Here is a 15219-nt window from a genome sequence, read left to right on the forward strand (position 1 = left end):
GGCGCCTGCCGAATTACCTGGGTTGGCTGTGGGCCCTCGATGGTGGGCGAGTTACTTCTGTCGAGCAATTGCTACGCATCGCGATCGGATTCATCCATAGGTAACGGTGACATCGCCTAATTGTTTGTATTTGACATGCAGCCCAACGGACGGCATACTTGATAAAGATGTTAGCGCTCACATAACGACTTACAAAATCTGGAGACAAGCATGTTCAAGCGCGGGCCCGAGACACCTGCAGCAGCGAACGCCTCCCTTGGCTGGCGCGAAAAGCTCAGCTATGGCGTGGCCGATATGGGCTTTAATTTTTATTGGGCCAATATCGCGACCTTCCTGCTCATCTTCTACACCGATACCTTCGGCATCTCGGCGGCCCAGGCGGCCACCCTGCTCGCCTCGATCAAGCTGATCAACGCCTTCACCGACCCGCTGATCGGCGCCGTGGCCGACCGCACCAGCACGCGCTTCGGCAAGTTCCGTCCCTACCTGGTGTGGATGTCGATCCCGCTCGGCGCCGCCGCCGTGCTGACCTACACCACCCCCGACCTCGACGCCGACGGCAAGCTGATCTGGGCCTATGCCAGCTACCTGGCAATGATGGTGTTCTACACCTGCGTCAACATCCCGTACAACGCGCTGTCGGGCGTGATGTCGGCCGACCCGCAGGAACGCTCGACCATCAATGGCCTGCGCTTCATCTTCGCCTTCGCCGGCGGCACCCTGGTGACCGCCGCCACCCCGGCCATGGTGGAGAAGCTCGGCAACGGCGACAACGAACTTGGCTGGCAGCTGACCATGGTCGCCTGGAGCGTGGCGGCAGCGCTCATGTTCCTCATTACCTTCGCAGGCACACGCGAGCGCATCACCCCGCCATCGGGCCAGAAGAGCAACGTGATCCGCGACATCCGCGACCTCGCCGGCAACCGTCCCTGGGTCGTGCTGTTCGTGCTGGCCCTGGTGATCATGGTGACCATCACCCTGCGCACCACCACCTCGGCCTATTACTTCAAGTACGTGGTCGAGCGCCCCGAGCTGATGGCGAGCTTCGTGCCGACCTACATGATCTTCGCCGCCATCGGCGCGGCCTGCACGCCGCTCATGACGCGCTTCGTCGACAAGAAGCTGCTCATGATTATCCTGATGAGCGCGACCGCGGTGCTATCGAGCGCATTCTTCCTGATCCCGACCGACCGCATCGACCTGATGTTCGTGCTGCAGGCGGCCACCGGCTTCGTGCTCGGCCCCAAGTCGCCGCTGGCGTTCTCGATGTATGCCGACACCGCCGACTACAACGAATGGACCACCGGCCGCCGCGCCACCGCCATGACCTTCGCCGCCGCGACCTTCTCGCAAAAGCTCGGCACCGCGGTGGCGGTGAGCGTGATCGGCGCCGTCTTCACCTCGCTCGGCTACGTGCCCAATGCGGCCCAGACCACCGGCTCGCAGGCCGGCATCGTGTGGCTGATGTCCTTCGTGCCGGCTTCGTTCGCCCTGCTGGCGGTGCTGGTCATGTGCTTCTACAACCTCGACGGCAAGCTGCTGGCGCGCATCCAGCTCGAGCTGTCGGCGCGCAAGGCCGCGCCATGAAATCATTGGAGACCCGATCCATGCTGTATCCGCAAGACGACCGCTATGTGCTGACCAGCCCCACCGCGATGCCGCAGGCCGGCGGCTTCCTGTGGAACCGCCGGATGATGATCCAGTCGACCTGCCGCGGCTACGCCACCGCCCAGTTCATGCAACCGGAACCGAGCAAGTATTCGCACGCGCCGAACATCCAGGCCAAGTCCTTCATGCAGCCGGAGCAGCATTACTACGCCCACCATCCGGGCCGCTTCTTCTACGTGAAGGACGAAGAGTCGGGCGAGCTGTTCTCGGCGCCCTACGAGCCGGTGCGCGGCGGCGTCGACCTGTTCGCGTTCTCGGTCGGCCGCACCGACCTGCGCTGGACCGTCGAGAAGTTCGGCATCCGCATCGAGCTCGTGCTCGGCCTGCCGGTCGACGACGTCGCCGAGCTGTGGTCGATGCAGGTGACGAACCTGTCGGACCGTCCGCGCCGCATCAGCGTCTATCCTTATTTCACGATCGGCTATATGTCGTGGATGAACCAGTCGGCCGAGTACCGGCATGACCTTGGCGGCATCGTGGCGTCGAGCATCACGCCGTACCAGAAACTGGAAGACTACTTCAAGAATCGCCTGTTCAAGGACCGCACCGTGCTGCTGTGCGAGCAGGCGCCGGACGCCTGGGAGACCGGCCAGATCGCCTTCGAAGGCGAAGGCGGCCTGCATGCGCCGTCCGGCCTGGCGGGCGAGCGCCTGGGCTGCGGCGATGCGCGCTACGAGACGCCGGCGGCCGTGGTCCAGTACCGGCTGGCGCTGGCGCCCGGCAACGCCGTCACGCGCCGCTTCCTGTTCGGGCCCGCCTTCGACGACGCCGAGACCGCATCGCTGCGCCAGCGCTACCTGAGCGAGGAAGGCTTCGCCGCCGCCGCGCGCGACTACGCGGCGTATATCGCGCAGGGCGAAGGCGTCATCCAGGTCACGACACCGGACCGCGAACTCGATAACTTCGTCAACACCTGGCTGGCGCGCCAGGTCTATTACCACGGCGACGTCAACCGCCTGAGCACCGACCCGCAGACCCGCAACTACCTGCAGGACAATATGGGCATGGCCTTCGTCAAGCCGGCGGCGGCGCGCGCCGCCTTCCTGCACTCGCTGAGCCAGCAGGAGGCCAATGGCGCGATGCCCGACGGGATCCTGCTGTTCGAAGGCGCTGAACTCAAGTACATCAACCAGATCCCGCACACCGACCACTGCGTCTGGCTGCCGGTATGCCTGCGCGCCTACCTCGATGAAACGGGCGACGCCGCCATCCTCGACGCGCCGGTCACGACGCACGACGGCCAGGTGAAAAGCGCGTTCGAGCGCATCTCGCTGGCAATGGACTGGCTGCTGCAGCGGCGCGATGCGCGCGGCCTCTCGTACATCGAGCAGGGCGACTGGTGCGATCCGATGAATATGGTCGGCTACAAGGGCCGCGGCGTCTCGGGCTGGCTGACGGTGGCGGCGGCCTATGCGCTGAACCTGTGGGCCGACGTGTGCGCGGCGCGTGGCGACGCTGCCCGCGAGGCGCACTACCGCGCCGGCGCCGGCGAGATGAATGGCGCCGCCAACACCCACCTGTGGGACGGCGCCTGGTTCGCGCGCGGCATCACCGACGACGACGTCAAGTTCGGCGTGGCCAGCGATACCGAGGGCCGCATCTACCTCAATCCCCAGAGCTGGGCCTTCCTGTCCGGCGCGGCCAGCGCCGAACAGCGCGCCAGGATGCTCGGCGAGATCGACGAGCAGCTGCGCACGCCGTACGGGGTGCAGATGTTCGCGCCGCCCTACAGCGCCATGCGCGAAGACGTCGGCCGCGTCACGCAAAAGCATCCCGGTTCGGCCGAGAACGGCGCGGTGTACAACCACGCCTCGGTGTTCTACATCTACAGCCTGTACACGATCGGCGAGGCCGACCGCGCCTTCGATGCGCTGCGCAAGATGATCCCCGGCCCGGGCCAGGACGACTACCTGCAGCGCGGCCAGCTGCCGGTGTTCATTCCCAATTACTACCGCGGCGCGTACAAGGAGTATCCGCGCACCGCCGGGCGTTCGAGCCAGCTGTTCAACACAGGCACCGTGGCCTGGGTCTATCGCTGCCTGATCGAGGGGCTGTGCGGCTTGAAGGGCGATATGCAGGGCTTGACGGTAGCGCCGCAACTGCCGTCGGGGTGGGATGGGATGTCGGTCACGCGGCGCTTCCGTGGTGCGACTTTCGAGGTCGAGATCAAACGGGGCGCGGTGCGACAGGTCGAGGTGATCTGCGACGGCGTCGCCCTGCCTGCGGCGCGCATCGACAAGGTCGAAGCGGGTCGCAGCTACAAGCTCGAGGTGACGGTTCCCTGATGGCCGGACGCCAGGAGGGCTTCCCCACTCCTGGCGCCATTGCCGAGGCCCTCAGCCCCGGACGCTGGCAAGAATCTGCCCGACCAGCTGTTCCGGGAGGTCGCGGATATCCAGGGTAATGCCGGCTTCGTCCGGCTGCAGGGGTTCGAGCGTGCTCAGCTGGCTGTCGAGCAGCGACGGCGGCATGTAGTGACCGGGGCGGTTGCTCACGCGCTCCAGCAGCAGGCCGCGCTCGCCCGCCAGGTGGGCGAAGCGCACGTCGCCGCCGGCGCTGCGCAGCAGGTCGCGATAGGTACGCTTGAGCGAGGAGCACGACAGCACCGCCCCGCCCTCGCGCGCGGCAAGCTTGTCGCGCAGGCTCAGGAGCCAGTCGCGGCGGTCGTCGTCGGTCAGCGCGACGCCGGCCGACATCTTGGCCACATTCGCCTCGGAATGGAAGGCATCCCCCTCGATGAAGGGCGCACCGAGCCTGGTGGCCAGCGCCGCGCCGATGCTGCTCTTGCCGCAACCGCTCACGCCCATCACTACCCAGGCGGTTCCCTTGTCGTCGTCTCGCGCTTCTGTCGTCATGTCGTCCATGTTAACGCTAACATCAATAAGGTCGATTGTAGCCGCTGCGCGGTAAGGATGTAAACCCATCACGCACCACGAGCGGGCAGATGCGCGCAATAGGTGCTCCGGCGCCTGCCGATGGCGAGCGCCGTCACGGTTCCTGCACGATACCCGGGCGCGACCCAAAGCGTCGTTTTCGCTCTGGGAAGGAGGTGATGTCCCTACCCGATGCCATATGGCACAGGTCTTGCTGGTGACAAAGTATGGGCAGGTCAACGCCGGTCGCGCCGTTTCATTTTTTGCGTCATCACCACTACCAGGGATCTTCGCCAATGAAAGATGAGAATCTGTACCGCCCCTATTCGACCGAGTCCAGCCTGAGTGGTTGCGCCTGCGGCAGGCATGGCTCCCAGGCCGAGCACGAGCGCCAGGCGCAAGCCGCGCGGCTGCGGCGCGCGGGTGACGCCGAAGCGCTGTCGGGCGACTTCATCGAGGCCGCTGCGGTACGCGCCTTGTTCCCCCATGAAGTGACGCGCCGCAACCTGATCAAGGCCGTGGGCGCGCCGACGCTGATGGCGGCGGTCGGCGCGGTGCTGCCGCTGGCCAGCCTGCAGGCCAATGCACAGGAAAAAGCCGGCGCGCTCGAGAAGAAGGACCTCAAGATCGGCTTCATTCCGATCAACTGCGCCACGCCCCTGATCATGGCCGACCCGATGGGCATGTACAAGGCGCAGGGGCTGAACGTCACCCTCAGCAAGACCGCCGGCTGGGCGCTGGTGCGCGACCAGATGATCAACCGCGAACTCGATGCGTCGCACTTCCTCGCGCCGATGCCGCTGGCGATGTCGGCCGGCCAGGGCGGCACGCCGCAGCCGATGCGCGTCGCCACCATCCAGAACATCAACGGGCAGGCGATCACGCTCGCGCTCAAGCACAAGGACAATCGCGACCCGCGCAACTGGAAGGGCTTCAAGTTCGCGATTCCGTTCGAGTACTCGGTCCACAACTTCCTGCTGCGCTACTACCTGGCCGAGCACGGGCTCGACCCCGACCGCGACGTGCAGCTGCGCGTGACGCCGCCACCCGAGATGGTCGCCAACCTGCGCGCCGGGAATATCGACGGCTTCCTCGGTCCCGATCCGTTCAACCAGCGCGCCGTGTTCGACCAGGTCGGCTTCATCCACATCCTGACCAAGGACATCTGGAACGGCCATCCCTGCTGCGCCTTCGGCGCCTCGCAAGCCTTCATCGACCAGAACCCGAACACCTTCGCCGCGCTGTACCGTGCCATCCTGAACGCCACCGCGATGGCGCACAAGCACGAGAACCGGGCCGAGATCGCCAAGGCCATCTGCAAACCCGCGTACCTGAACCAGCCCGAGACCGTCGTGCTGCAGGCGCTCTCGGGCCGCTTCGCCGATGGCCTGGGCAAGGTGCGCAACGAACCGGACCGCGCCGACTTCGACGCCTTGCCGTGGTATTCGATGGCGACCTGGATGCTGACGCAGATGAAGCGCTGGGGCTACCTGAAGGGCGACGTCAACTACAAGGCGCTGGCCGAACAGGTCTTCCTGCTCACCGATGCGCGCAAGCAGATGGCGGCCCTCGGCATGCAGGCGCCTGCCGCCGCCGCCAGCGGCTACCGCCCGTTCACGATCATGGGCAAGACCTACGATCCGGCCAGGCCGCAGGCCTACCTGGACAGCTTCGCCATCAAGCGCGCCTGACAGGAAAAGCCCATGCACAAGCAACTCAGGTTGAAGGCGGCGCTGCTGTCGCTGGCGCTGCTGCTGGTCCTGCTCGGGGTCTGGCATATCGCCACCGCGCCGCGCGCCGCGGCGCCGGTGGCCGCCATGAGCGCCGAGCAAGCCGAGTACGCGGCCCTGATGGGACAAGCGCCGGCGGCCGGCGCGGCTCCGGCGCCGGCCGCCGGCGGGGGCTTCCCGACGCCGGCCGGGTTCGCGCTGGTGGCGGTAGGCCACCTGGCCGATCCGTTCTATGATCGCGGCCCGAACGACCGCGGCATCGGCATCCAGCTGGGGCATTCGCTGGTGCGCGTCGGCCTGGGCTACCTGCTGGCGATGCTGGTGGCGATCCCGCTGGGTTTCGCGATCGGCATGTCGCCCCTGCTGTACCGCGCGATCGATCCTTTCATCCAGGTGCTCAAGCCGATCTCGCCGCTGGCCTGGATGCCGATCGCCCTGTACACGATCAAGGATTCATCGATCTCGGGGATCTTCGTGATCTTCATCTGCTCGATCTGGCCCATGCTGATCAACACCGCGTTCGGCGTGGCCGGCGTGCGCAAGGACTGGCTCAATGTCGCGCGCACGCTCGAAGTGTCGCCGCTGCGCAAGGCTTTCCTGGTGATCCTGCCGGCGGCGGCGCCGACCATCATCACCGGCATGCGCATCTCGATGGGGATCGCCTGGCTCGTGATCGTGGCCGCCGAAATGCTGATCGGCGGGAACGGCATCGGCTACTTCCTGTGGAACGAGTGGAACAACCTGTCGCTGGCGAACGTGATCTTCGCCGTGCTCATGATCGGCATCGTGGGCATGGCGCTGGACCTCATGTTCGCCGCCCTGCAAGGGAAGGTGACCTATGCCGAATGACCGTTTCGTCCAGGTCGACGGCCTGGCCAAGACCTATCGCGCCGGCCAGGCGCCGGTGTTCGAGGGGGTGACGTTCGCGATCGAGCGCGGAGAGTTCATCTGCATCATCGGCCACTCGGGCTGCGGCAAGAGCACCATCCTCAACGTGCTCGCCGGCCTCGAAGAAGCCAGCGCCGGCACCGTGATCATGGACGGCCGCGAAGTGACCGGCCCTGGCCTGGACCGTGGCGTGGTGTTCCAGAGCCACGCCCTGCTGCCCTGGCTGAGCGTGGAAGACAATATCGGCTTCGCCGTGCGCTCGCGCCATCCCGGCTGGCCGCGCGAGAAGGTGCGCGAACACGGCGCGCGCTTCATCGAGATGGTCGGCCTGGGCGGCGCGGCGCGCAAGAAGCCGGCCGAACTGTCGGGCGGCATGAAGCAGCGCGTGGGCATCGCGCGCGCCTTCGCGGTCGAACCCAAGATGCTGCTGCTGGACGAACCGTTCGGCGCGCTCGACGCGCTTACCCGCGGCACGATCCAGGACGAGCTGCTCGGCATCTGCGCGGCGACGCGGCAGACCGTCTTCATGATCACCCACGACGTCGACGAAGCGATCCTGCTGGCCGACCGCATTTTCTTGATGAGCAACGGTCCCCGGGCGCGCATCGCCGAGATCGTCGTCAACACGCTGCCGGCCGAGCGCACGCGCGCGACGATCCACCGCGATCCCCAGTTCTACAAGATCCGCAATCACCTGGTCGATTTCCTGGTGCGCCGGTCGAAGATGCTGCAGCAGTCGGGCGCCGAGATCGCGGACGTGCCGGCGACACGCATCGTGCATCCCGGCCTGGAACCCGACGCGGCGCAGGCCGCGCCCGACGACTACGGCGCCAGGGCTTCGGCCTGAACGTCCCCCCTTACCCACCCATGGAGCAGAGAATGATTTCAAGCCGCGAAGACGTCACCAGGATGATCGTGTCCGCCAAGGTCCGCAAGGGCATCAAATGGCGCGACGTGACCGAGGCCACCGGCCTGTCGAAGGAATGGACCACGGCCGCCTGCCTGGGCCAGATGACCCTGACCAAGTCGCAGGCCGAGGCGGTCGGCAAGATCTTCGAGCTGTCCGACGAAGCCATCGCCTGGCTGCAGATCGTGCCCTATAAAGGTTCGCTGCAGACCGCGGTACCGACCGATCCGCTGATCTACCGCTGGTACGAGCTGGTGAACGTGTACGGCACCACGATCAAGGAACTGATCCACGAGGAGTTCGGCGACGGCATCATGAGCGCCATCGATTTTTCGATGGACATCCAGCGCACCGACGACCCGAAAGGCGATCGCGTCAACGTGGTCTTGTCGGGCAAGTTCCTGCCCTACAAGACCTACTGAAGGCGCTACCGGGGCGCGGCCGGGTCAGGCGCTCTCGCGCTCGCGCAAGGTGAAGCCGAGGTCGATCCGCTTGCGCTCGGGCTCCTTGCCCTTGATCACCTGCAGCAGCAGGCCGGCCGCCTCGAAGCCGATCTGGTAGCGCGGCGTGTCGATGGTCGTCAGCGACGGCATCATCCATGCCGACGCCGGCAAGTCGTTGAAGCCGCAGACGGCGATGTCTTGCGGAATACGGATGCCGTGACGCTGGCAGTGGTAGACGGCGCCGTGGGCCAGGTCGTCGTTACAGCAGAAGACGGCGTCGCAGTCGGGCATGCGCGCCATGATCTGCCCCATCAGCTCGGCGCCGAGCGCGATCGTGGAGCGTTCCGGCACCATCATCTCGAGCCGGGGGTCGGCCAGGCCCGCCTCGACCATCGCGGCGCGGTAGCCGTCGGCGCGGCGCAAGGTGCGTTCGTCGAGCTGGGCGCCCATGAAGCCGATGCGGCGGTAGCCCTTCTTGAGCAGGTGGCGCGTCATTTCCATGCCGGCCTCGAACTGCGAGAAACCGACCGACAGGTCGCCGGGAGCGTCGGACAAGTCCATCATCGACACCGCCGGCACCTGCGAGGCTTCGAGCATCTTGACCACGGCCGGGCTGTGCGCCTGGCTCGAGAACAGGATGCCGTCCGGGCTCGATTGCAGGTAGGTGCGCAGCAGTTTTTCTTCCTCGGCCTGCGAGTAATAGGTATTGCCGATCAGGAGCTGGTACTGGCCCGGCGCCACGGCGTCGTGGATGCCTTCGAGGACGGCGGTGAACACGGCATTGGAAAACGACGGCACCAGCACCACGATCACGTGCGACTGCGCCGAGGCCAGCGCACGCGCGGCGCGGTTGGGCACATAGCCCAGCTCCGCCACCGCCTGCTCGACCTTGGCGCGGGTGACTTCGGAAACCATCTGCGGCTGGCTCAGCGCGCGCGAGGCGGTCATGATCGACACGCCGGCCATGCCCGCCACCTGCTCGAGCGTCGCCCGCCCCGTTCCCCTGCCCTTGCTTCGGCCTGTTTTTTCCATTGTCATCCTGTGTCGATCGGCTTGCCCTGTCCATTCTATCAACAATGGCGCCAATCTCCGACCGCTACCCGCAAGACATGCGCCATGCGTGACCCGGGAACCTGGCGCTCAGCAAAAATCCCTGCTGCGCGCATCCAGTCCACCCAGCAGGTGCGACAGATCGACCAGCCGCTTGGCGACCAGGTGGCGCACCTCTCCCTGGCGCTGCCAGACGCCGTATACCCCCAGCAGCGGCGCACCCAGCACCTCGCGCCGCTGCTGCTCGACCAGGGTCGGCCACACGATCACATTGATGTTGCCGGTTTCGTCTTCCAGCGTCATGAACAGCACGCCCTTGGCCGTGCCGGGACGCTGGCGCACCGTGACCAGGCCGCAGGCGCGCGCCAGCTGGCCGTCCTGGAAATCCATCAGGCTTGACGCCGGCATGAAGCGCTGCTTGAGCAGGCGCTCGCGCAGCAGCGCCAGCGGGTGGCGGCCCAGGGTCAGGCCCTGGGCGCGGTAGTCGCCCACGATCTCTTCGCCCTCGCTCGGCGCGGCGAGCAGGGGCGTGTCTTCGCGCGGCACGGTCGGGCGGAGCAGATCCTTGTCGGGAGCGGCGCCCGAGGCCTGCCACAAGGCTTCGCGCCGGTGCCCGGCCAGCGAGCGCAGCGCGTTGGCGGCGGCCAGCACCTGCAGGTCGCTCCGGTCGAGATGCGCGCGCCGCGCCAGGTCGGCCACGTTCTCGAATGGCCGCACGGCGCGCGCCTGTTCGATGCGCTCGGCCGCTTCCTGCTTCAATCCGCGCTGCAGCGAGAAGCCCAGCCGCACCGCCGGCTGGCGCGAACGGTCCTGCGGGTCATGTTCTTCCAGCGTCGAATCCCAGCCGCTGACGGCGACGTCGACCGGCCGCACCTCGATGCCGTGGCGGCGCGCATCCTGCACCAGCTGCGAAGGGCTGTAAAAGCCCATCGGCTGGCTGTTGAGCAGCGCGCACAGGAAGGCGGCCGGCTCGTGGCGCTTGAGCCAGGAGCTGGCATAGGCCAGCAGCGCGAAGCTGGCCGCGTGCGATTCGGGGAAGCCGTATTCGCCGAAGCCCTGGATCTGGCTGAAGATCGCCTCGGCGAATTCCAGCGTATAGCCGCGTTCGAGCATGCCGCCCACGATGCGCTCGTAGTATTTCTCGAGGCCGCCCTTGCGCTTCCAGGCCGCCATCGCGCGCCGCAGCTGGTCGGCCTCGCCCGGCGTGAAACCGGCGCCCAGGATCGCCACCTGCATCACCTGCTCCTGGAAGATCGGCACACCCAGCGTGCGCCCGAGCGCGGTCTCCATGTCGGGACTCGGATAGACGATCGGCTCGAGTCCCTGGCGCCGGCGCAGGTAGGGGTGGACCATGCCGCCCTGGATCGGGCCGGGACGCACCACCGCCACCTCGATCACCAGGTCATAGAAGCGGCGCGGCCGCATGCGCGGCAACATGCTCATCTGCGCGCGCGATTCGATCTGGAATACGCCGACGGTGTCGGCCTGGCAGATCATGTCGTAGGTGGCGCCATCGTCCGCCGGGATGTCCTGCATCTCGAACACCTGGCCATGGCGCTGGCCGACCAGCTCCAGGCCGCGCCGCATCATCGACAGCATGCCCAGCGCCAGCACGTCGACCTTCATCAGGCCCAGCTCTTCGAGGTCGTTCTTGTCCCACTGGATCACGCTGCGGTCAAGCATGGTCGCGTTCTCGATCGGCACCAGGCGCGAGAGCTTGCCCCTGGCGATCACGAAGCCGCCCGGATGCTGGGACAGGTGGCGCGGGAAGTTCAGCAGCGACTGCGCCAGCGTGGCCCACTGGCGCGACAGCGGCGCCTCGGGATCGAGACCGCTTTCGGCCAGGCGCCCCAGCAGATCGGCGCGGCTGTCGAACCAGTGGTGGGTCTTGGCCACCTTCTCGACGATGGCGAGGTCGATGCCCAGCGCCCGGCCGCTGTCGCGCAGCGCGCTCTTGGGGCGGTAGCTGATCACCACCGCCGCCAGCGCCGCGCGCTCGCGGCCGTACTTGTTGTAGATGTACTGGATGACCTCTTCGCGCCGCTGGTGCTCGAAGTCGACGTCGATGTCGGGCGGCTCGTTGCGCTCGCGCGAGATGAAGCGCTCGAACAGCAGGCTGGCGCGGGCCGGGTCGACCTCGGTGATGCCGAGGCAGTAGCACACCGCCGAGTTGGCGGCCGAGCCGCGGCCCTGGCACAGGATGTGCTGCGAGCGCGCGAAGCGCACGATGTCATATACCGTCAAGAAGTAGTGTTCGTAGCCCATCTCGGCGATCAGTTCGAGCTCGTACTCGATCTGTGCCTGCACCTTGGCCGGCACGCCGTCGCGAAAGCGCCGGTGCGCGCCGATCCAGGTTTCGCTGCGCAGGTAGCTGGTGGCGTCGTGGCCTTCGGGGACCACTTCGTCCGGGTATTCGTAGCGCAGCTCGTCGAGCGAGAAGGTGCACAGGCGCGCGATGCGCACCGTCTCGGCCAGCGCCTCGCGCGAATACAGGTTGGCCAGGCGCAGGCGCGCGCGCAGGTGCTGCTCGGCGTTCTGCGCCAGGCCGTAGCCGCAGGCCGCCACCGGCTTGCCCAGGCGGGTCGCGCTCAAGGTGTCCTGCAAGGGCTTGCGGGAGCGCACGTGCATGCACACATGGCCCAGCGCGACGATCGGCAGGCCATGCTGCCAGCCCACCTCTTCCACCGTGGCGCGGTGGGCGTCGTCGAAGGCGCGGTGCAGCAGCGTCAGGCCGAGCCAGGCGCGGCCCGGGAAGGTGGTCGCCATCCACGCGGCCTGCGCGTGCAGGCGGTCGACGTCCTGGGCTTCGTGGCCGGGGTATGGCGGCAGCAGGATCGCCAGGCAGTCGGGCATGTGCTGCAGGTGCGCGTAGTTCGGCGCGGGATTGGCCAGGTCGTCGGGCGTGAGCAGGTAGGTGCCCTTCTCGCTGCGCGTGCGGCCGACCGTGATCAGTTCGGACAGGTTGCCGTAGCCGTTGCGGTTTTGCGCCAGCAGGATCAGGGACGGGGCTGGCGCCAGGGCGTCGCCGGGGTTCCTGAGGTGGAAGTGGGCGCCGATGATCAGGGGCAGGCCGGCGTTCCTGGCTTCGGCGTGGGCGCGCACGACCCCGGCCAGCGAGCATTCGTCGGTGAGGGCCAGCGCGAAGTACCCGAGCTGCACCGCGCGCGCGACCAGCTCCTCGGCATGCGAGGCCCCTTGCAGGAACGAGAAGTTCGACAGGCAGAACAATTCGGCGTAGGGAGGCAGCGCCTGCGGAGCTGGGGGCTGGGCGGTGTGGGCGGTCATGCGGAGAAGCTGTCAAACAGCCAATACTGTATAAAAACACAGTATAACCCAGCTGGCCGCCGCGGCAAGCTGCCGACCTGTCAGACGTGTGTCGGAAACGGACGTGGCAAAGGGCCGAGGGACGAATCGGCGGGATCCTGGCGACTCATCCGCGCACGCAGGCTGGAGACGCCGCCGCCCTGGGCACGGCGCAGGGCCGGCTGGTCGGCGCCGATCATGCGTTCATACGCGAGCATCAGCGCGGCGCCGCCGGTCGAGTTGATATAGTCGAGCATCTCCATCGTGGTTTCGTAGGCCCAGCCGGAGAAACTCTCGCCCAACTCGGCCCCTGCCGCCGCACCCGCCGTCATCACACCGCCCCGCACTTTCGTGAGGATCGTGACGACGGCCCACGAAATCCCCATCCATCCGGTCGTCGACAGCGTCATGCGCAGCACCGGCATGAGGATGCCCGCCTCATGGATCCCCCGCAGCACCGACAGCAGGACGCCGGCCGGCATCGCCCGGTTGCAGTCGATGGTCGCGATCAGGATCGCGATCTTGTTCATCACGCCCGGATAGCGCCGCAGGAAACGGTACAAGGCGGGGCCGACCTGCTCCCGGTCGCCGAGCAGCGGGCCCAGGCCGGTCGCCAGAAAGCAGCCTCCGGTCAGCTTCCACACCACTTTCACCAGCTTCATGTCAACCGGGCCATCGAGCATCGTCGTGCTGGAAAATGCCTGAAAATGGCTGGCGTTGCCGGCCCGGGTGGGGTTCAGCAGCAGGTTGAAGCAGGTGGAAAAATTGGTGTCGTAGCTGCCGTCCAGCGCGATGGCGCCGCCCTCGGCGACCGCGATGAAGGGCGCGCACGCGCCGCCGACGACGCCGATATTGATGGCGCCGTTGGCCTGGAGCGACGCCATGAGCTGGACTGCGTCCTCCGCGCCGCCACCCGCACGCAAGGTGCCGTCGGCGCCCGCGATGACGTAGCTGCCGTCACGGCAGCGCAAGGTGATGGCGGCCGGCTCGGCCGAACCGGTCACGCCGATGGTAAACACCTCGGCCGCATCGCTCGAGGTACCGAGCGCCGTCACCTGGCCGCCGGCGGCGCGCGACCAGTAGCCGCCGGCGGCGCTCTGGAGCTTGATCTCGTCGCCGGCGGCGAACAGGCCGGCCAGCGAGACGAAAGTACGGTCCACGCCAAAGGCAGGTTCGGGCTGCGTGATCGAGACCGGCGTCTCTTCGGGTACGTTGAGGTGTGATACCGCCGTCGTGCCCCAGGCATACACCAGCGAGAACGACTTGACGGCGGCCGGCCAGGTGTCGCCGAAGGTCATGCTGTCGGCCGTGAACGACAGGCTGCCGTTCTTCACCAGCGCCGCCACCCTGGCCGTGACGTCGACCGGTCCGTAGGCGGCCGCGATGATGTTCAGGGCGCGCGGGTCGAGCGACGCCTGCCCGGCGGGTGCGGCCGGGTCGTAGTCGATGTGCAGAAGCTGGTTCTCGGTCGTCGCGGCCATTTGCGGCTTGCGGTCGCCGTACTGGTAGACCACGTGCAGGGTCTTGCGCATGGCTGGCCAGCCATCGCCGAACACGCTGCTCGATGCGCCGACCGACAACCTGCGCCGGCTGACGCTGGCGCGGACGATGTCGGTGACGTCCTTCAGGCCGTAGAAGGCGCCCAGGATGTGCAGCGGCGGACGGTAGCCGAGTGCATACGGATTGCCCTCGACGACGATGTCGATGAACGGCACCTGGCCGGTATAGCTGGCCACGATGACGAAGGCGTTGCGCCGGCTGTCGCCCGTGTCGCCGAGGGTGGCGCGGTCGGCGACCAGCGACAGGGCGCCGGCCGGTCCTTCGACCAGGCCGCGCACTGTCGCGCTGATGTCGGCAGGGCCGAAACTCGCGCCCCATACCGTCAATGCCGGCTGTTCGGTGTCGTTCTCCAACGCTGGAGCAGGCGCCCGGGCGGCTTGTTCGAACTGCGGCACGCCAATGTTCAGCGTCTGGCCTTCCCAGGCGGTTGCCACATGCGTCGGGCCGCCGTCATAGCGATAGACGACGGTCAGCATCTTTTCATGGCCGACCCAGGTGTCGCCGAACGCCTGGTTGCTTGCCGAGACAGTCAGCGATTCTGGAAACGCCTGACGGTTGACCAGCTTGATGACCTGGGCGGTAACCTGCTTGAGTCCGTACGCTGCGCCAACGATCTGCAGAGTGCCTGTGTTTTGGGTAGCCATACTTGAATGTTCTTTCCAGAATGAATAACATGCTTTGCGTCAATGGCGAAGGCCGTAACCATTGTTCTGTTACGTCTTGTCTTGCCATGCGCGATAGTTGCAAGCTCTGTGCCAGCTTGAAACAATGGCGTTGCAGCAACAATTCAAGGATTT

The 15219-nt window shown here is 66.8% G+C and carries 10 protein-coding genes and 1 pseudogene; 7 read left to right on the plus strand and 4 right to left on the minus strand.

Features of this window, described 5'->3' with window-relative positions; genetic code table 11:
* The 3 genes and pseudogenes from AC56KW_RS21505 to AC56KW_RS21515 all read left to right on the plus strand — a co-directional run.
* Positions 1–104: pseudogene (locus AC56KW_RS21505) on the plus strand (IS1595 family transposase); the annotation flags it as partial.
* A 106-nt stretch (positions 105–210) separates the two neighbouring features.
* Entirely contained in the window at positions 211–1587 is a 1377-nt protein-coding gene (locus AC56KW_RS21510; protein ID WP_497172692.1) for an MFS transporter, read from the plus strand.
* 20 nt (positions 1588–1607) lie between these two features.
* The gene (locus AC56KW_RS21515) at positions 1608–3953 is read left to right on the plus strand and encodes a GH36-type glycosyl hydrolase domain-containing protein (protein WP_497172693.1); all 2346 of its coding nucleotides are present in this window, start codon (positions 1608–1610) and stop codon (positions 3951–3953) included.
* 51 nt (positions 3954–4004) lie between these two features.
* Here AC56KW_RS21515 and AC56KW_RS21520 read toward each other — a convergent pair whose 3' ends face one another.
* Complete coding sequence (locus AC56KW_RS21520) at positions 4005–4523, minus strand: gluconokinase (protein WP_497172694.1); 519 nt, start codon at positions 4521–4523, stop codon at positions 4005–4007.
* A gap of 314 nt (positions 4524–4837) precedes the next feature.
* Between AC56KW_RS21520 and AC56KW_RS21525 the strand changes: the two genes are divergently transcribed.
* From AC56KW_RS21525 to cynS, 4 genes are read left to right on the plus strand one after another with little or no spacing between them, the layout of a single operon-like run.
* Positions 4838–6232 (plus strand): CmpA/NrtA family ABC transporter substrate-binding protein, encoded by a 1395-nt coding sequence (locus AC56KW_RS21525; RefSeq protein WP_497172695.1) that lies wholly within the window; start codon positions 4838–4840, stop codon positions 6230–6232.
* 12 nt (positions 6233–6244) lie between these two features.
* Entirely contained in the window at positions 6245–7120 is an 876-nt protein-coding gene (ntrB, locus tag AC56KW_RS21530; RefSeq protein WP_497172696.1) for a nitrate ABC transporter permease, read from the plus strand.
* On the plus strand, positions 7110–8006 hold the full coding sequence (locus AC56KW_RS21535) for an ABC transporter ATP-binding protein (protein ID WP_497172697.1): 897 nt from the start codon (positions 7110–7112) through the stop codon (positions 8004–8006). Before ntrB ends, AC56KW_RS21535 begins: the two co-directional genes overlap by 11 nt.
* Positions 8007–8038: 32 nt before the next feature.
* Positions 8039–8488, plus strand: a complete 450-nt coding sequence (gene cynS / locus AC56KW_RS21540; RefSeq protein ID WP_497172698.1) for a cyanase — start codon at positions 8039–8041, stop codon at positions 8486–8488.
* A 24-nt stretch (positions 8489–8512) separates the two neighbouring features.
* On the opposite strand, the gene gntR is transcribed toward cynS, so the two are convergent.
* The 3 genes from gntR to AC56KW_RS21555 form a co-directional block, all read right to left on the minus strand.
* Positions 8513–9541: an HTH-type transcriptional regulator GntR gene (gntR, locus tag AC56KW_RS21545; RefSeq protein ID WP_497172699.1), complete on the minus strand. Its 1029-nt coding sequence runs from the start codon at positions 9539–9541 to the stop codon at positions 8513–8515.
* A gap of 108 nt (positions 9542–9649) precedes the next feature.
* Positions 9650–12844, minus strand: coding sequence for an error-prone DNA polymerase (locus AC56KW_RS21550; RefSeq protein ID WP_497172700.1), 3195 nt, complete (start codon positions 12842–12844; stop codon positions 9650–9652).
* A gap of 80 nt (positions 12845–12924) precedes the next feature.
* Positions 12925–15066 carry a hypothetical protein gene (locus AC56KW_RS21555; protein ID WP_497172701.1) on the minus strand — a complete coding sequence of 714 codons (2142 nt, stop codon included), beginning with the start codon at positions 15064–15066 and terminating at the stop codon, positions 12925–12927.
* Positions 15067–15219 lie beyond the last annotated feature (153 nt).

The organism is Telluria sp. RT2P19 (assembly GCF_059685725.1).